The organism is Roseateles sp. GW835-FHT13E02 (genome assembly GCF_058794035.1).
In genome coordinates this window covers 14,117-30,057 of sequence record NZ_JBXAGJ010000036.1, presented here as the reverse complement: position 1 = coordinate 30,057, position 15,941 = coordinate 14,117, and the positions used below count along the sequence as shown (strand labels likewise).

The window sequence follows — 15,941 nt, the reverse complement described above, 5'->3', positions numbered from 1 at the left end:
CGCCGATGATAGTGCGGGTTCCCGTGTGAAAGTAGGTCATCGTCAGGCTAATATCTAAGCAACGCCCCCGGTTCGAAAGAATCGGGGGCGTTTTGCTTTGTGGAGCCGACGTTGCGTGGTTCAACGTTGCATCGTTGTGGATCTCCGGCGCTGGCGAGTCGATGTTCGTTGTCCAGCTCAGAAGGATCACGCCGAGAAGTACTGCCTGATTTTGGCAAGATCGGAGCTTTCTTTGGCGCTCCGTCCCAGAATTGACGTCTCGAACAATGTGTCGCACAAGGCCCGTTCTCGACGATCCACGGTGCTCAGGAATTCGTCTGCGCCTTTCATGGCTCTGAAGGTGTCGAAGCCGACTTCAAGGAAGCTCTGCAGTTCGCTCAGCCCCGCTGCGCCGGCCGGGCCTCGCATCATGCGCAATGCTTGGCGGAGCAAAGGCTTGCGCGTCAATCGCTCGAGTTCGGCGCCGATCTGGATAGTCAATTCAATCTGCATCTCTCGTTGTTCGCGCATGCCGGTCTCTTGCCAAGCCTGAAGGTAGGCCTCTGGGGAGATCGGACACCCGTCGGCAAGTAGTTCTTCAGCCATGCGAGTGTCCAGGTCTTCCGACAGGGCGTGCAGTTCGGCAAGCTTCGCCACTGTGCTCACCACGTCACTCGGGAAGAGTCGAACCACGGTTGGCACCACGCGTGCGAACTGTGCGTCTCTACGACTGAAGTCGCCCGGGCCATAGAGATGGTCAAGAAAGAACTGCGCCGCGCCTGTGTAGCGCGGATGCGCGAGCAGATCGGCATAGCTGCGGCGAAAGCGCATTTGTTGAAACTGCTTCAGTTGTTCGGTCATTTGCGGCAGACCTGGGATGCTCAGTCGATATTCGCGCTGCCGTTCAACCTCATGCAGATGGGAAAGAATCGTCTCGGAATGTGGGCGGGACATCGTCCTTGGACTCGTGGAAGCCGGAAGCTTGCCATTTTCTCCCGCCTACACTGGGGCCATGAACGCGAAACTGCAACGTTGGCAATTCTTCTTGCGTCTGTTGGCCACTGCAACTGTGATGACCCTGATCTGGCGGGCCTATGGTTGGGGTCTAGAGTTTGGTCTTTCGGTCCTGGTCTTCTGGGCTCACGCGCCCATCATGGCCTTGTCGTTCGCCGCACTACGATGGGTGAATCGCAAGGAGCCGCCAAGCTGGAGGGCTCTGATTCGCGCGTGGTGGATCGAGTTGTTGGCCCTTGATATGGTGTTTGCATGGCAGCAGCCGTTCGCTCATGCCCGGTGGCCCGATACCAGCCCACCGGACTCTGGACGCTTTCGACCGCTGTTGCTTCTGCACGGCTACACCTGCAATCGGGGCCTCTGGAACTCTTGGTTGCGCGGCTTGTCGGCGTCGGGGGTGCCTGTCCGGGCGTTGACGATGGAGCCAGCCTTTGGGTCGATCGATGAGTATGCGCAGAGCATTGAGCATGCTGTTTCAGAGTTCGAACAGCGCTATCCCGGTGTGGAACCGCTGGTGGTCGCCCACAGCATGGGCGGGCTGGCAGTGCGCGCTTGGTACCGAAAGCAGGGGCGCGAAGGCCGGGTGGCGCGCATTCTGACGCTTGGCACGCCGCACGCGGGCACCTTGCTCGCACGCTTGGGCCGAGGGCGCAACGGGCAAGAAATGCGCCGTCACAGCAAATGGCTGGCGGAGCTGGCAGCTCAAGAAGGTCCTGCTGTAGCAGCAGAAATGGATTGCTACTACTCGCGCTGTGACCAGATCGTTTGCCCGGTGGAGAGCGCTCGTTTGCCGGGCGCGCGCTCCATCGAGATCGAGTCCACGGGACACTTAGGCTTGGTTTTCCATCCGCAGATCCAACAGGATGTGTGGCGTCTGCTGCAGTTGGAGCCCGAGTCGGGTCCGGCTTTGGCCGCATGAACAGAAAAAAGCCCCAGGCAGCGCAATGCTGCTCGGGGCTCAAGTCCGCGGGTAAGGCTGTGTGACTTCACCCGGGACAGACGGAATCGATCCGCAGGCTGAAGATCAGTCCTCTGCCTTGAGGACGCCGCGGCGGATCTGGTCGAGCTCGATGCTTTCGAACAAGGCCTTGAAATTGCCTTCGCCGAAACCTTCGTTGCCCTTGCGCTGGATGATCTCGAAGAAGATCGGGCCGATCACTTCCTTGGTGAAGATCTGCAGCAGCAACTCGTTTGGCGCGTCCAGGTGGGCGGCGCCGTCGATCAGGATGCGCAGGCGGCGCAGCTCTTCCACGTTTTCGCCATGGCCTGGCAGGCGTTTGTCGATCAGGTCGAAGTAGGTGTTGATGGTGTCCTGGAACACCACGCCCGTGCCCTTCATCTTCTCGACGGTCGAGTAGATGTGGTCGGTGCCCAGCGCCACGTGCTGGATGCCTTCGCCGTGGTAGAGATCCAGGTATTCGGCGATCTGGCTCTTGTCGTCGCTGCTTTCGTTGATCGGGATGCGGATCTTGCCGCAGGGGCTGGTCATGGCCTTGGACTTGAGGCCGGTCAGCTTGCCCTCGATGTCGAAGTAGCGCACTTCGCGGAAGTTGAACAGGCGCTCGTAGAAATCGGCCCACTCCTTCATCCGGCCACGGAAGACGTTGTGGGTCAGGTGGTCGATATAGGTCAGGCCATGGCCGACCGGTTTGGACTCGACCGGCTTGCCCTCGGCATCCAGCAGGGGCACGAAGTCGACGTCGTAGATGCTGATGTTGCCGATGGCGCCGTCCGGGGCGCCGTCCTTGCCTTGCCAGCGGTCGACGAAATAAATCAGCGAATCCCCAATGCCCTTGATGGCCGGGATGTTCAGCTCCATCGGGCCGGCCTTGTTGTCAAAGCCCCAGGCGCCCAGCTCCAGCGCGCGTTGGTAGGCGTAGGCCGCGTCATTGACGCGGAAGGCAATGGCGCAGATGGACGGGCCGTGCAGACGCGCAAAGCGCTGGGCAAAAGAGTCGGTCTCGGCGTTGATGATGAAGTTCACATCGCCCTGGCGGTACAGGGTGACGTTCTTCTGGCGATGGCGAGCCACGGCGGTGAAGCCCATGGTTTCGAACAGCTTGCCCAGGGCAGCGGGTTCCGGCGCAGCGAATTCAATGAACTCGAAGCCGTTGGTGCCCATCGGGTTGTCCCATGGTGTGAAGGCCATGATGTCTCTTTCTGAAAAGTCTTACGATGGGTCAAGACTGTAGGCTGGAGTGGGCGCAGGATTCATGCTAAAACTCGCGGCGCCGCCGCGATGTGCGCAGCAATACTGCGGAGAACCTGAAGATGGAAAACGAGATCCAGCTCGACACGATTGATCGACGCATTTTGAGGGCGTTACAGGTTGACGGGCGCGTCACATACGATGCCCTGGCTGCCCAGGTCAATCTCTCCGCCTCGGCCGTGCTGCGCCGGGTGCGCCGCCTCGAGGAATCTGGCGCCATCTCAGCCTATGTGGCCTTGGTGCCGCCCGAGCGGGTCGGCTTGGGGCTGACGGCCTACATCAATGTGCGGCTCGAAAAGCACACCGAGAGCCACAAGCGCAACCCCATGGACCTGTTCCGCGCCGCCGTTCAGACCTGGCCGGAAGTGGTGGAATGCGCGGCCTTGACCGGCGATATGGACTATCTGCTGCGTGTGGTGGTCCAGGACATGGCGCATTACGCCCGCTTCATCACCGAGACCCTGCTCAAGCATCCCAGCGTGCAGGACTGCAAAACCAGCTTCGTGCTGGACCGGGTCAAGAACACCACCGCCGTGCCGGTGTGAGCCCCGGGCTGCGGCCACGCGCTGAGTTTCAGCGCCGGCGCAGCACCACGCCCAGCTCGGCCCAGCCCTGGCCATGTGGCGTGATCGGGTAAGGGGGCGCCGGCCAGTCCCAACGCGAAGCGGGGAACAAGGCGCGCATGGCGTTGATGTCGCCATGGTAGGGCGGCCCTTCGACCACGCCACTGCCAGCGCTGTCACGGCGCGCCTGCATGAACAAGGCGAGCAGCAGCCCGCCGGGCTTGAGCCAGCTGTGCAGTTGTTCCGCGTAGCGCAGCCAGTGATCTGGGTGCAGGGCGCACAAGCAGGTTTGTTCGTACACGAGGTCCAGCGCCTCGGGCGGCTGCCAGGCCAGCACATCGGCCAGCTCCACACGGCTGGGAAGGCCGCCCAGTTGCGTTCGTGCCAATTCGACGGCGGCGGGCGTGTAGTCCAGGCCCACGGCGGCAATGCCAGCTTCGCCCAGCAGGCGCAGCTCATGCCCACGGCCGCAGCCTGGGATGGCGATGGCGTGCCCGGCTTGCAACAAGCCCTGCGCCAGCCAGGCCCGCAGCTGCGGGTGGGCCTCGCCGCGGTCCCAGGGCGTCTGGCCCTGCTCAAAGCGCTCTTGCCAGAAGGCTTTTGAAGGGCCGGCGGGTTTGGCGCTGGGCGGCGTGTCAGTCGAACTCATGCAGCAACTTCAGCGTGGCTTCCAGACTCAGGTTCAGCAGGGCGGCGATTTCGCTCAGATCGTCCGGGACCGCCTCATCGTCCCAGCCATCGGCCGTGTGGCGAGCCAGGCGCACGGCCAGCTTGACGCACAGCACCTGCGGGTCGTTGGCGCGCTTGTCATTGGTGATGTGGCGCAGCAGCTCCGGCAGATGCCAGGCCTGCATCAAGGCCTGCTCGAGATCGGCCAGCTCGATGTGCAGCACTTCCTTTTGGACCGCCACGCTGCGCAGATGTCGGTCGGCTTGCTGGCGCAGCCGGATGTGCTGGGCCAGTTCCGGCGCGTGGATCCACAGCAGCATCTCGGCGAAATCATGCAGCAAGGCCGCGCTGTGGATGACCGCGGCATCCGGGTCCAGGCGGTGCACGGCAAAGCCGAGTGCAAAGCGCGCGGCCCGGTCGGCGCGGCGCAACACGCGTTGCAAACCGTCCAGGGCATAGGGTGTGCTGGCCAGCTGATCCTCGACCGTGGGTTGGGGCCCGAAGTCACGGAAAAAGGGCGTGATGCCCATCAGCACCAGGGCCGCGGTCACCGTTTCCGCATCGGTCTGCAGGCGGCTGGAGCGGTGCGCGGCGGCATGGGCCAAGACCTTGAGCGTCATCAGCGGATCGGTGGCGATCATCTCGCCGAGGCTGTTTGCGTCCACCGCGTCTTCATTGGCGCGCAGCAGTTCCAGCGCATCGGCGGTCTCGGCCAGCACCGGGATTTCGGCGTCACGGAACAGCGCCACCCAACTGGGCAAATCGGGCGGCGCTTGGCGCAGCGGAGGCATCGGGACTGGCGCAGACATGGCGGGCTTGGGCAAAAGGTGTTGGATCGTATATCGGCGGCCGGAGCTTCATCTTGAAACCCGCGGCCGCCGCCCGCACACCCGCCGTCGCATCTGCCGTGCACTTGTGCGCGCCCGCGCCCATCGGTTTCGTCCGGCCGAGCATCAGCGGATGCCGCGCAGCGGATCCCGCGGCTGCTTGCTTGGCTGCGCCGGTGCCGGCGCTGGGCTCACTTGGGGTAGGTGAGCGCCGCTAAAGCCGCCTCACTCCGGGCAAGGTGCCCACCCGCACCCCATCGGCGTAGAGCGCACCTTCCGGCGCGCCCGCCTCCGCATAGAACTCCAGTTCGGGCCGGCGCCGGCGCACGGCGCGCACCTGGTGCACCAGCAGGGCCAGGCGGGTCAGCCCGGCGCTGGCGCTCAGCAGCACGCGGGCGGCGCGCCAGCGCCAGGCTTCATGGGTGATCTCGTAGTCTTCGGCCGTCACGTCCGGGCCGCTCAGTTCTCGCAAACGCATCATGATGGTTCTCCACTTCGGCCTCGCAAGGCCTTGGATTCAGGGGCTGGCGTCGGGCCTGCCGACGCGCAAGATTTCTTGTCGCAGCTCGCGTTGCGCGGCTTGGCGCAGGCGAACCTCGTGTTGCTGGTGGCCGTGTTTGCCGGCCTGTCGCATCAGCGCCGGCGCCACCAGCGGATTGCGGGGCTTTTGCAGGCGCAGGTTCAGCGGGCGGGGTGAGGTGAACTGGGTCATGTGGCAATCTCCTGGGCGCCGTACAGCGCGCCCGGTGGGTGGCAAGGTCAAGAAAAAGACCGAAACATCGGTTTTGGCCATGCGGCGGCTCGACTGGGTGCAGCCAACAAGAAACAAAACCATCTGGGGCATGGCGCTGCCCTCCAGGGCAGGCACCCGCCGGAACTCCATGCAGCGGCTCGGCCTGGTGGCGCTGAATCGCTTCAGTGCCGCGCAAGGCGCAGAGAACGCTTGAACTGACTCGCGAAAGACTCGGTGCGGACCGAGCGACGGTGGGCACTGGGCCGGCGCATCGCAGGGCGCTGGGTGAAGACGCCGGGGTGCATCCCTTGGCGGGGATGTGCCTGGCTGGACTCCAGCGCTAGCGGGGGCGGGCAGCTCCCGGTTAAGACAGGGGGAGAGGGACCTTCACGAGCGGCGCCTTGCTTGGGGTGCGCCGCGATCCGCTCGCTTGAGCAAATGATAAACGACTGTTTATCTTGTGCATATACTTTTTATCAAAAGAGATAAAGAAATGTGCGCAAGCCGCCACGGCCCGAGTTCCTCCCGGCCAGGAGGCGGGGGCTGGATTCAGGCCGATGTGTGGGGTGGATGGACCCGCCAAGCGGCGTTGATGGCGGCTCGGCTGCGGAGCGGAGACGTGCACCTTGGTGTGATCGATCGCGACGCCGACGCCGGCGCAGGCACAGGCACTTGTGCCAAGTCCGCTGCGTGGCTCGAGCGCTGCGTTCAGCGCTTCTTGGGTTTCAGCGGCGCAATGCCTTGCTGCAAGCGCCGCCACTCGTCGAGTTCGGCCGCGCCGCCGGTGGCCGGCGCCGTGCCACGCGAGGGTGGGCTGGCGGGCAAGACCGGCAAGGGTGCCGACTTGCCGGGCGCGGTGGCCGCCAGCTTGCCGGCTGGTGGCGCTTCTTGCGGCGGCGTCAGCACCTCGCCGAGCAGGTCCAGCAGGCGCGTGCGGGCGCGCTGCGGGTGGCGGCGGTAGTAGGTCAGCACCAGGCCGACGATGAAGCGCTCGTCATCGTCCTGCGGCACGCTGGGCGTGGCCTCCCGCTCTTGGCTGGCCGGCTCGGGCTCGCCGGCGGCGTGGCTCTGATCCATCCAGCCCAGGGGCTTGTGGAAGAGCTGCTCGAACTGGCGCGCCAGGCGCTCGCCGATCTGGCGCGAGCGACTCTTGATCTGGCTCCAGTAACTGGGCTGGATCTGCAAACGCTCGGCAAAGCGCCGCTCCAGCCCACGCAAGGTGGCGGGATCGGGGTGCTTGACGGAGACGGCGACGAATTCTTCGAACAGGAGCATCGCGTTGTCCAAGCGGATCTGGGCGACGTCCCGGGGGGCGGATGACATCCCCCTATGATAAAGCCTCGTTCATCCGGCTTGCCGGGGCGGGGTTCAGCGTCTGCCTGCTCCGCGCGGAGTGTGTCGCGGCTATTTTGACTTTTTGATAAAGAGTCGATGCCTTCGGATCGGCCAGGCTTCAGTCTTCTTCCTGTGCCTGGTAGGCCGCGATCAGCTGGCTTTGCGTGTGGGGCGGCACCGCTTCGTAATGAGAGAGCCGCACGCTGTAGCGACCCTGGCCGCTGCTCAGTGCATTGAGCCGGCTCTGGTACTGGCTCAGCTCGGCCAGCGGCGCCAGGCCGCGCACGATGCTGCGGCCAGGCAAGGGGCTCTCGGTGCCATTGACCTGGCCGCGCCGGGCGGCCAGATCGCCGGTGATGTCGCCGATCGCGGCTTCCGGCGCCTGGACTTCCAGATGCACCACGGGCTCCAGTACCAGGGGCCGGGCTTCCTGGACCGCGGCGATCAGGGCGCGCCGGCCGGCGGTGACAAAGGCCACCTCCTTGCTGTCCACCGAATGGTGCTTGCCGTCGAACACCGTCACGCGCAGGTCCACCAGCGGGTAGCCGGCCACCACGCCGGTCGCCAGGGCTGAGCGCACGCCTTTCTCCACGGCCGGCATGAACTGCCCCGGGATGGTGCCGCCCTTGACCGCGTCGATGAACTCAAAGCCCGCGCCGCGCGCCAGCGGCTCCACGCGCAGATAGACCTCGCCGAACTGGCCGGCGCCGCCGCTCTGCTTCTTGTGGCGGTAATGGCCCTCGGCCGCAGCGGAGATGGTCTCGCGGTAGGCCACGCGTGGCGGCTGGGTGTGCAGCTCGAACTTGTAGCTCTCACGCAGGCGCTCCAGCAGCAGGCGCAGGTGCAGCTCGCCCAGGCCGTAGATCACGGTCTCTTGCGTCTGGCCAGCCTGCTCCAGCCGCAGGCAGGGGTCTTCCTCGACCAGGCGGCTCAGCTGCTCCCAGAGCTTTTGCTCGTCGCCATGGCGAACCGGGCGGATGGCCAGGCCATGCACGGGCACGGGGAAGTCCAGCGGGCGCAAATGGATGTGGGCATCCTCGGGCGCGTCGTGCAGCACGGCGTCGTAGTGCAGGTCGTCGATCTTGGCGATGGCGCAGAGCTCGCCCGGCAGGGCCTGCTCCACCTCGACATGCCGGCCGCCCTGCAGCAGGAAGAGGTGGCTGACCCGGAAGGGCTTGCGCGCCGAGCCGATGAAGAGCTGGCTGTGGCGGCGCAGCGTGCCCTGGTGCACGCGCATCACGCCCATCTTGCCGAGGTAGGGGTCGGAGATGATCTTGAACACATGGGCCAGCACATGGGCGCTGGGCTCGGGCAAGGCTTGCAGGGGCAGGGCCTCGGGGCCCTCGCCGCGCAGGAACAGGGGCGGGTTGCCCTCGGCCGGGTTGGGCAGCAGGCGCTCGATCACATCAAGCAGCTCGGCCACGCCGGCGCCGCTGCGCGCCGAGGTGAAGCAGATCGGGATCAGATGCCCCTCACGCAAGGCCTGCTCCAGCGGCGCGTGAAGCTCGCGCGGGTCGACATCGCCTTCGCTGAGATAACGGTCCACAAACGCGGCATCCACCTCCACCACCTGCTCGACCAGGGCCTGGTGCGCCTGGCCCACCGAGGAAAAATCGGCCTGGCCGATGATGTTGTAGAAACAGTCCAGCACGCGCCGCCCGCCTTCGGCCGGCAGGTTCAGCGGCAGGCATTCACGCCCGAACACCGTGCGGATCTGCGCCAGCAGGCCTGGCAGGTCGAGCTCGGCCAGATCGATCTTGTTGATCACGATCAGCCGGCACAGCCCGCGCTGGGCGGCGGGTTCCATCATCTTGCTGGCCATGGGCTCCAGCCCGCTTTGCGCGTTGAGCACCAGCACGGCCGTGTCCACGGCCTCCAGCGCCGGCAGGGACTGGCCGATGAAATCGGCCGCCCCGGGGGTGTCGATGGCGTGGATGCGCACGCCGCCATGCTCCAGGTGCACCACGCTGCTGTGCAGGGAATGCTGGAGGCGGCGCTCCAGCGGATCGAAATCGCTGACGGTGTTACCGCGCTCCACCGTGCCGGCCTGGGTGATGGCGCCGGCCTGCAGCAGCAAGGCCTCCAGCAAGCTGGTCTTGCCGGCCGCCGCGGGGCCGACCAGGGCCAGGCTGCGCAAGGCCGCGACCGCTGGCGAAAGGAGCGACTGGGGCGCGCCGGTGGAGGATGGGGCGCGGCTGGCGTCGCCGTTCGGGCTCGGGCTCATGGCAGTCTCCTTGGCTCTCCGGCGCCCCGGCTTTCGTGGGGCGCGGTGATGGATGCATGCACGGTGCCGGGCTCTGACGCAAGGGACGGGTCCGCTCGGCTCTGGCCTCAGGGTAGAGGAAGGCCGGCCGGCTTACAAGGCCCGCGCCGGCGGGTCTGGGCCGATTCACTCAAGTGGCCGCCTGCGCCCGGCCGGCCCAGGCGCCGAGCTCGGGCCCGCAGAAGGCGTAATCCAGCTCGGGCCGGCGGCCGCAGATCAGGTCCGCCAGGGCCGCGGCCGAGCCGCAGCTGTGCGTCCAGCCCAGGGTGCCGTGCCCGGTATTGAGGAAGAGGCGGCCAACGCGGCTGGCGCCGATGTAAGGCAGGTTGGAGGGCGTGGCCGGGCGCAGGCCGGTCCAGTACTGGGCGCCGCTGGGCTGGCCCTCAGGCGCCACCATCTGCGGGAACAGCTCGCGCGTGCGCCGCAGCAAGGCCTCGCAGCGGCGCAGATTGAGCGTGCTGTCATAGCCATTGAGCTCGGCCGTGCCGGCCACGCGCAGGCGATCACCCAGGCGCGAGAACACCAGCTTGTACTCGTCGTCGGTCAGCGAGACCTGGTAGCTGTGCGCGGGCGAGATCACCGGCAGCGTCATCGAGTAGCCCTTGGCCGGGTAGATGTTGAGCGACACGCCCAGCTCGCGCGCCAGGCCGCGGCTGAAGGAGCCCAGGCACAGCACAAAGCGGTCGGCGGCCAGCCGCTCGATTTCACCGTTCGCATCGGCCACGATCACCCGCGCCAGATCCTGGCCCTCGCGCTCGCAGCCCAGCACCCGGGTTTGGTAGCGGAACTCCACCCCGGCCTGCGCGGCCAGGGCGGCCAGCGCCTGGGTGAAGCGATGGGCGTCACCCGATTCGTCGCTGGGCGTCATGCTGCCGCCGACGATCTGCGCGCGGCATTGCGCCAGCGCCGGCTCGATGGCCACGCATTCCTCGGGCGTTTTCATGTCCAGCTCGCAGCCCTGCTCGCGCATGATGCGAGCCGGCTCCTGCGCCGCGGCGTATTCCTGCTCACTGGTGTAGAAGTGCAGGATGCCTTGCTGGCGCTGGTCGTAGGCGATGCCGGTGGCGGCGCGCAGGCGCTGCAGCTGCTCGCGGCTGTAGAGGCCGAGGTTGACGATGTTGCGGATGTTGTGGGCGGTGCGGCCCGGCGTGCATTCGCGCAGGAACTGCAGGCCCCAGCGCCACTGGGCCGGGTCGGCGCGCAGGCGGAAGAGCAGGGGTGCGTCCTCCTTCATCAACCATTTCAAGACCTTGAGCGGCGCGCCCGGGTTGGCCCAGGGCTCGGCATGCGAGACGGAAATCTGGCCGCCGTTGGCATAGCTGGTTTCCAGGCCGGCCGCGGGTTGGCGGTCGATCACGGTGACTTCAAAACCCGATTGGCGCAGATACCAGGCGGTGGTGACGCCGGTGACTCCGGCGCCCAGGACGATTGCGTGCATGTGTGCACTCCTGAAACAAGACAAACAGACCGTTGCGTGAGACGCGCAGGCGTACGCCCAGGCCCAGCTCGGGCTGTGTTTCGTTCCAGGCAGGTGAGGCACCCCAGGGTGGGGCGCGAGCCGGGCAGAGCACAGATCGGGCAGTGGCAGCAAGAGCGTGCGCTTGACGCGCGCCGCTCCCGCTGTCCCTGTTACCTGAGAGATTCAGCCGCGCCCCGGGGGCATGGCCTTGCTCCTTCGGTGGCGGCTTGCGCATCGTCTGCGCGGGCCGCTCTCTCCAGCATTCGGCTTGTTGACGGATCCAGTACGGGGCCTGAGCGAGTATGGGAGCTTGCGCCTTCGGCGGCAGGGTCCAAAGCGGGCCTGCACTCTCCTGAATCCGGTGTGCAGTGTAGACGGGCTTGCCTGTGTGCGAAGTCAGGGCAAATGCGGGGCAGCCCTGGGATCAGCGAGAGTCGGCCAGGAGTCCGGTCGGACGGACACAGTTTCGGCCCTCGCCCTTGGCTTGGTAGAGGCGCTCATCGGCCAGGGCGCACAAGGCTTCGGGCGTGTGGGCTTCGGCGTTGCCGGCCAGGCCCATGCTGACGGTGATGCCATGCAGATCGGGGTGCAGGCTGCGCCAGTCAAAGCGCTCGATCTGCTGGCGCAGCTTGTCGCACAGCTGGCTGGCCAGGGGCAGGGGGGCCTCCACCAGGATCAGGGTGAACTCCTCGCCGCCATAACGCGCCACCACATCGGCGCGCCGGCAGTGGTCACGCAGCAGGCGAGCAAGCTGGCGCAGCACGGCATCGCCCACCGCATGGCCGAAGCGATCGTTGACGGCCTTGAAGTGATCGAGGTCCAGCATGGCCAGGCTGAGCGGGTGGCGAAAGCGCGCCGCGCGCTCGCACTCCTGTTCAAGCAGCAGGTCCAGCCAGCGGCGATTGGCCAGGCCGGTCAGGGCGTCCTCATGGCTGAGCTGGCGCAGCAAGTCGGCTTGCGCCGCGAGCTGCGTCAGCAAGGCCTGCTTTTCCTGATCCGTCTGTCGGGCTGCCTGCAATTCCTGGCTCAGGGCCTGGACCTGCTGGCGCACGAACAGGCCGCGCAGGCGCTGCTGCGAGTGCTCGCCCAGCAGGCGTTGTTCGCAGGCATGGTGGGCCTTGTAGTGCTGCAGGGCCAGGGCGTGATCGGCTCGCCGCTCGGCCAGCTCGGACAGGGCCCGATGAGCCTGGCTTGCCAGGGCGGTGAGCCGGCCTTTCGTGGCATGAGCCAGTGCGCGTTCCAGGGCGCCCTGGGCTTGCGGCAGATCGTTCCGGGCTTGCCACACGTCGGCCAGGCCCAACTCGATGCTGCACAGCGATGGGCTGTCGCCCACGCTCAGGGCCAGCGGCCGGGCTTCTTCGAAGGCGGCCAGGGCCGCGTCCACTGCCCCTCGCGCCAGGCAGGACTGGCCCAGGCCCAGCAGTGCCTGGCCGAGATCGTTGACATTGCCGGTGCGCCGCGACAGGTTCAGCGCTTCGTCCAGAAGAAGGCAAGCCTCTGCATGCTGGCCGAGTTTGCTCAGCAGTGTGCCCAGGTCCAGCGCGCTGGTCGCCTGGCGCGCCAGGTCCTGGGTCTGGCGCGCGCAGCGCAGGCTGCGCTGCAGATGCTCCGCGGCCAAGTCCATCTCACCAATGCCTTGCAGCACCTGGCCCAGCTGACCCAGGGCATAGGCCTGGTCGACGATGGATCCGTTGTGCTCGGCCAGTGCGAGGCTGAGCTGAAGCAACTCGAGGGCCTCCGGGAATTGGCCCTGCGTGAGGCGGGTCACCGCCATATTGTTCAGGGCGCGAGATTCGGCATGACTGGCCTGGTGGAGGCGGGCGAGTTCCAGGGCTCGCTGGTCCAAATGCAGGGCCTTTTCGTAGTCGCCTTGGCGGGCCTGTATCAGGGCCTGCAAGTTCAAGGCATCCAGATGGCCATCGATCTCGCCCAGCGCCTCCAGCAGGCTGTGGGCCCGATCCAGCCGGGCTTGCAGCGGCGCCACCGGCTGGCCCAGGATGAACTCGCACAGGCTCCAGCGCAGCAAGGCATAGGCCAGGCCGCGCGGATGGTCGACGGCCAGGGCCTGCTCATGGGCCTGCTGCGCCAGACACAAGGCCCGCGGCGTGTCCGACATGCGCAGCGCGTAGGCTTCGGCATTCAGCGCGTCCACCTGCTCCGGCGTGAGCCGGGGGCGGCAGGGAGGCTGTGCTCGGGCTTTCATCGGCCGGCGTTCAAGGTCTCGGGCTTGCCGCCTGGCACTGCGCTCACTTGAGCGGAATCGGCGTGGCGCGATCCACCGGCACGGCGGTCACGCTGTTCTGCGGCGAGCCGTCGACCAGGCGGTCCGAATAGGTCAGGTAGACCAGGGTGTTGCGCCGGCTGTCGACCATGCGCACGATGCGCAGTTTCTTGAACACCAGGGACATGCGCTCGTTGAACACCTCTTCCTGCCGTGCCAGGGGCTTGGCGAAACCGATCGGCCCGGTCTGACGGCAGGCGATGGAGGCCTCGGCCTTGTCTTCGGCCAAGCCCAGGCCGCCCTTGATGCCGCCGGTCTTGGCGCGCGAGACGTAGCAGGTCACGCCCGAGACCTTGGGGTCTTCGTAGGCCTCCACCACCACCTTGTGATCGGGGCCGATCAGCTTGAACGCAGTGTCGACCTCGCCCACGGCCTCGCCGCTCGCCCGGGCCGGCAGGCCCAAGAAAAGAGCTGCGATTCCCAGCCCCATCAGGCCGGCACGGCGCCAGAACGAGGAGATCTTCGAGGCGAGCAGGGTGTGCGTCTTGGGCATGGTGGCGGCGTGTGCGGTGGCGTCGAGTGGTGGGGCGTTAGTGCTCGCCAGGGCTCGGGCGTTCGCGTGAGCCCAGGACTTGGCAAAAGCGCAGCAGATAGCCATCCGGGTCTTGTACCAGAAACTCCAATTGCCCTTCTTCTTCCCGCTCGGACACCGGGTACCAGCTTTCTTCCAGCGCGCGGAAGAGGGGGCAGCCGAACTGGCGCAGCTGCGCCTGGAGCTGCTCGACATCCTCGACCTCGATCTGCAGATTCATGCCGCGGCCACGCGGCGTTTCGGTCGGCGCGGTCAGCCAGCTGTGCGCGTGGTCTTGCTCCAGCATCAGCTGTGCGCGGCCGAGTTCCAGATAGGCAAACGGAGGATCATCGCGGCGAAAGCGGACCTCAAATCCGCAGGCCCGGTAGAAGTGCAGCGATGCAGCCAGATCGCTGACGGCGAGCTCGGGCACCATGGGGTTCCAAAAGGGTTCGGTGGGCGCGCAGCGGTTCACGGTGGATGGGGGGCGTGGCGAAGCGCCGATTGTGTGCGGCATCCGTGGCTTGGCTGGGCGAGTTGCGCGCCGCCGGCGAGGGGCGCTTCCAGGGCCTGCCGGCTGTCCGCCGGTGCCTGCACGCGATCGTGCAAGCCGTAGTCGCGCAGCACGGCGGCCACGCGCAAGCGATAGTCGGCAAACACTGTCGCGCGACCCTGGGCCTGGCCCTCGCGGTGGGCGGCTTGCGAACGCCAGGCCTGGACGGCGGCTTCGTCACGGAAGCAGGACAGCGAGAGCAGCGTGTCGGGATCGCTCAGGCTTTGGAAACGCTCGATGCTGATGAAGCCGTCGATCTGCGCCAACTCCGCCCGCAAGGCCGCCGCCAACGCCAGGTAGTGCTCGCGCTGGCCGGCTGCGAGCTTCACTTCAAACACCACGAGGATCATGGGCGCGACTCCTGGGCTGTGGTCGAGGGTGCTGGCGCTCGCTCGGTGGGCAGCTCGGCGTCAGCAAGCACGAGGCTCTCGGCTCGGTCGGCCCTGTCGGCAAGGCGCGGCACGCGGGCATGGGCCAGTGCATGGTGGCCCTGCCAGGACGGGGGCGCGATGCCCTGCGCCAAGGCCTGGCGGGCGACGCCCAGGGCCGCCTGCGCCATGAGCAAGGCCAGTTCCTGGCCCGGGCATTGATGGCGGCCGTGCCCGAAGCTCAGACCGGCGCCCGGCTCCGCGGGCTCGCAAGCCAGGCGCAGAAGCAGGGCCGTGCCCCGCGGTATGTAGCTGTCACCCAAGCGGCAGTCGTGCAAGGCCCAGCGCCGCGTGTGCTGGATGACGCCCGGGCTCTGCGCCAGCCGCAGCAGCTCTGCCTCATGCCCCGCGCCGGCCAGCAGGGCCTGGCCCAGCAACCCGGCGCCGGCCTCATGGCTTTGCCACAGCAGACCGAGGGCCTGGGCTGCTGCATCCCAGTTCGGCAGGCTCAAGCCTCTCCACAGCGGCGCAGGGCCCTGGCGACCCAGGCCCTGCGTCAAGACTTCGCAAGCCTGGTCGGCCGCGTCCAGCTCGCGCGGCCCGGCTTCCGGTCGTAGCGCCTGGGCCAGGGCCTGGAGCTGCTGCCGAAGCGAGGCTTGATCCGCTGCACTGGACATGGGTACGCCCAGCATGGCGGCCAGGCTGGCCGGCAGGCTGGACCATTGCCAGGCCTCCCAGCTTTGGCTCAAGGCCAGGCGGGCTTGATGCTGGGCCTCGGCCTGCAGCACGCGGCGGTCGAGCGAGGTCAGGGCCTGCTCCAGCGCCTGGCGTTCTGCGTTGCGTGCGGGGTCTTCGCGCATGCGCAGCCATTGGCCGTAAATGGCGCCGAAGCGGCGGCCCTGCAAGGCTGGCGGCAGGGGCTGATCGGGCGGCCGCACGCCGAGGTCCGGATGCCTCAGCGCCTGACGCAGCAGATCCGGCCCCGCGATCACATGGGCTTGCAAGATGGGGTCGAAATCAAACCGCTTGCAGTCCTGCGCGGCCATGGGGGTGTCGGCCGCTGGGCTGGATGGGGCGTCGGGTGGAAGTGGGGAGGTGAAGGGGCAGGGCATCGAGGTGGAGAGAGGGGCTCAGTGAGTTCAGAGGCGTCAGTGTCTGGTGCTGGCCGCGCACATGC

The 15,941-nt window shown here is 66.9% G+C and carries 17 protein-coding genes and 2 riboswitches; of the genes, 3 read left to right on the top strand and 14 right to left on the bottom strand.

Annotated features, from left to right (window positions below; genetic code table 11):
* Positions 1-186 precede the first annotated feature (186 nt).
* Positions 187-933, bottom strand: coding sequence for a DUF8198 family protein (locus AC1Q6P_RS23285; RefSeq protein WP_492666145.1), 747 nt, complete (start codon positions 931-933; stop codon positions 187-189).
* A 58-nt stretch (positions 934-991) separates the two neighbouring features.
* On the opposite strand from AC1Q6P_RS23285, the gene AC1Q6P_RS23280 reads away from it, so the two are divergent.
* Positions 992-1,912 (top strand): esterase/lipase family protein, encoded by a 921-nt coding sequence (locus AC1Q6P_RS23280; RefSeq protein WP_492666144.1) that lies wholly within the window; start codon positions 992-994, stop codon positions 1,910-1,912.
* Positions 1,913-2,017: 105 nt separating this feature from the next.
* Here the strand turns inward: AC1Q6P_RS23280 and hppD are convergent, their stop codons facing one another.
* Positions 2,018-3,142: a 4-hydroxyphenylpyruvate dioxygenase gene (hppD, locus tag AC1Q6P_RS23275; RefSeq protein WP_102765991.1), complete on the bottom strand. Its 1,125-nt coding sequence runs from the start codon at positions 3,140-3,142 to the stop codon at positions 2,018-2,020.
* A gap of 122 nt (positions 3,143-3,264) precedes the next feature.
* Between hppD and AC1Q6P_RS23270 the strand changes: the two genes are divergently transcribed.
* Positions 3,265-3,747 (top strand): Lrp/AsnC family transcriptional regulator, encoded by a 483-nt coding sequence (locus AC1Q6P_RS23270; protein ID WP_102765992.1) that lies wholly within the window; start codon positions 3,265-3,267, stop codon positions 3,745-3,747.
* Positions 3,748-3,775: 28 nt separating this feature from the next.
* On the opposite strand, the gene AC1Q6P_RS23265 is transcribed toward AC1Q6P_RS23270, so the two are convergent.
* The 4 genes from AC1Q6P_RS23265 to AC1Q6P_RS23250 all read right to left on the bottom strand — a co-directional run bounded on the left by AC1Q6P_RS23265 (position 3,776) and on the right by AC1Q6P_RS23250 (position 5,973).
* Positions 3,776-4,414: a methyltransferase domain-containing protein gene (locus AC1Q6P_RS23265; RefSeq protein WP_492666143.1), complete on the bottom strand. Its 639-nt coding sequence runs from the start codon at positions 4,412-4,414 to the stop codon at positions 3,776-3,778.
* The gene (locus AC1Q6P_RS23260) at positions 4,401-5,243 is read right to left on the bottom strand and encodes an HDOD domain-containing protein (RefSeq protein WP_171829284.1); all 843 of its coding nucleotides are present in this window, start codon (positions 5,241-5,243) and stop codon (positions 4,401-4,403) included. The genes AC1Q6P_RS23265 and AC1Q6P_RS23260 overlap by 14 nt, the downstream gene beginning before the upstream one ends.
* 232 nt (positions 5,244-5,475) lie before the next feature.
* Entirely contained in the window at positions 5,476-5,742 is a 267-nt protein-coding gene (locus AC1Q6P_RS23255; protein ID WP_271010504.1) for a hypothetical protein, read from the bottom strand.
* Between the two features lie 36 nt (positions 5,743-5,778).
* Positions 5,779-5,973 carry a hypothetical protein gene (locus AC1Q6P_RS23250; RefSeq protein WP_171829283.1) on the bottom strand — a complete coding sequence of 65 codons (195 nt, stop codon included), beginning with the start codon at positions 5,971-5,973 and terminating at the stop codon, positions 5,779-5,781.
* 34 nt (positions 5,974-6,007) lie between these two features.
* On the opposite strand from AC1Q6P_RS23250, the gene AC1Q6P_RS23245 reads away from it, so the two are divergent.
* Entirely contained in the window at positions 6,008-6,208 is a 201-nt protein-coding gene (locus tag AC1Q6P_RS23245; RefSeq protein ID WP_492666142.1) for a hypothetical protein, read from the top strand.
* 494 nt (positions 6,209-6,702) lie between these two features.
* Here AC1Q6P_RS23245 and AC1Q6P_RS23240 read toward each other — a convergent pair whose 3' ends face one another.
* From AC1Q6P_RS23240 to AC1Q6P_RS23205, 8 genes are all read right to left on the bottom strand, one after another.
* A complete protein-coding gene (locus AC1Q6P_RS23240) occupies positions 6,703-7,317 on the bottom strand; it encodes a hypothetical protein (protein WP_492666141.1) in 615 nt (204 codons plus the stop codon).
* Between the two features lie 130 nt (positions 7,318-7,447).
* Positions 7,448-9,553, bottom strand: a complete 2,106-nt coding sequence (fusA, locus tag AC1Q6P_RS23235; RefSeq protein WP_492666140.1) for an elongation factor G — start codon at positions 9,551-9,553, stop codon at positions 7,448-7,450.
* Positions 9,554-9,722: 169 nt separating this feature from the next.
* Complete coding sequence (locus AC1Q6P_RS23230) at positions 9,723-11,030, bottom strand: D-amino acid dehydrogenase (RefSeq protein WP_492666139.1); 1,308 nt, start codon at positions 11,028-11,030, stop codon at positions 9,723-9,725.
* A gap of 172 nt (positions 11,031-11,202) precedes the next feature.
* A riboswitch (glycine riboswitch) is annotated at positions 11,203-11,321 on the bottom strand.
* 1 nt (position 11,322) lies between these two features.
* Positions 11,323-11,416, bottom strand: a riboswitch (glycine riboswitch).
* Between the two features lie 59 nt (positions 11,417-11,475).
* Positions 11,476-13,203, bottom strand: a complete 1,728-nt coding sequence (locus tag AC1Q6P_RS23225; protein ID WP_492703348.1) for a GGDEF domain-containing protein — start codon at positions 13,201-13,203, stop codon at positions 11,476-11,478.
* 94 nt (positions 13,204-13,297) lie between these two features.
* Entirely contained in the window at positions 13,298-13,762 is a 465-nt protein-coding gene (locus AC1Q6P_RS23220; RefSeq protein WP_492666146.1) for a CreA family protein, read from the bottom strand.
* Between the two features lie 100 nt (positions 13,763-13,862).
* A complete protein-coding gene (locus AC1Q6P_RS23215; RefSeq protein WP_492666137.1) occupies positions 13,863-14,318 on the bottom strand; it encodes a bleomycin resistance protein in 456 nt (151 codons plus the stop codon).
* Positions 14,315-14,746, bottom strand: coding sequence for an antibiotic biosynthesis monooxygenase family protein (locus tag AC1Q6P_RS23210; RefSeq protein ID WP_102766001.1), 432 nt, complete (start codon positions 14,744-14,746; stop codon positions 14,315-14,317). Before AC1Q6P_RS23210 ends, AC1Q6P_RS23215 begins: the two co-directional genes overlap by 4 nt.
* Complete coding sequence (locus AC1Q6P_RS23205; RefSeq protein ID WP_492666136.1) at positions 14,743-15,810, bottom strand: cytochrome P450 family protein; 1,068 nt, start codon at positions 15,808-15,810, stop codon at positions 14,743-14,745. Before AC1Q6P_RS23205 ends, AC1Q6P_RS23210 begins: the two co-directional genes overlap by 4 nt.
* Between the last annotated feature and the right edge of the window lie 131 nt (positions 15,811-15,941).

What these genes read in the sequence shown, in the direction of transcription:
- AC1Q6P_RS23285 (WP_492666145.1), bottom strand. Translation starts at nt 933, where the DNA reads ATGTCCCGCCCACATTCCGAGACGATTCTTTCCCATCTGCATGAGGTT.
- AC1Q6P_RS23280 (WP_492666144.1), top strand. Translation starts at nt 992, where the DNA reads ATGAACGCGAAACTGCAACGTTGGCAATTCTTCTTGCGTCTGTTGGCC.
- hppD (WP_102765991.1), bottom strand. Translation starts at nt 3,142, where the DNA reads ATGGCCTTCACACCATGGGACAACCCGATGGGCACCAACGGCTTCGAG.
- AC1Q6P_RS23270 (WP_102765992.1), top strand. Translation starts at nt 3,265, where the DNA reads ATGGAAAACGAGATCCAGCTCGACACGATTGATCGACGCATTTTGAGG.
- AC1Q6P_RS23265 (WP_492666143.1), bottom strand. Translation starts at nt 4,414, where the DNA reads ATGAGTTCGACTGACACGCCGCCCAGCGCCAAACCCGCCGGCCCTTCA.
- AC1Q6P_RS23260 (WP_171829284.1), bottom strand. Translation starts at nt 5,243, where the DNA reads ATGTCTGCGCCAGTCCCGATGCCTCCGCTGCGCCAAGCGCCGCCCGAT.
- AC1Q6P_RS23255 (WP_271010504.1), bottom strand. Translation starts at nt 5,742, where the DNA reads ATGATGCGTTTGCGAGAACTGAGCGGCCCGGACGTGACGGCCGAAGAC.
- AC1Q6P_RS23250 (WP_171829283.1), bottom strand. Translation starts at nt 5,973, where the DNA reads ATGACCCAGTTCACCTCACCCCGCCCGCTGAACCTGCGCCTGCAAAAG.
- AC1Q6P_RS23240 (WP_492666141.1), bottom strand. Translation starts at nt 7,317, where the DNA reads ATGTCATCCGCCCCCCGGGACGTCGCCCAGATCCGCTTGGACAACGCG.
- fusA (WP_492666140.1), bottom strand. Translation starts at nt 9,553, where the DNA reads ATGAGCCCGAGCCCGAACGGCGACGCCAGCCGCGCCCCATCCTCCACC.
- AC1Q6P_RS23230 (WP_492666139.1), bottom strand. Translation starts at nt 11,030, where the DNA reads ATGCACGCAATCGTCCTGGGCGCCGGAGTCACCGGCGTCACCACCGCC.
- AC1Q6P_RS23220 (WP_492666146.1), bottom strand. Translation starts at nt 13,762, where the DNA reads ATGGGGCTGGGAATCGCAGCTCTTTTCTTGGGCCTGCCGGCCCGGGCG.
- AC1Q6P_RS23210 (WP_102766001.1), bottom strand. Translation starts at nt 14,746, where the DNA reads ATGATCCTCGTGGTGTTTGAAGTGAAGCTCGCAGCCGGCCAGCGCGAG.
- AC1Q6P_RS23205 (WP_492666136.1), bottom strand. Translation starts at nt 15,810, where the DNA reads ATGGCCGCGCAGGACTGCAAGCGGTTTGATTTCGACCCCATCTTGCAA.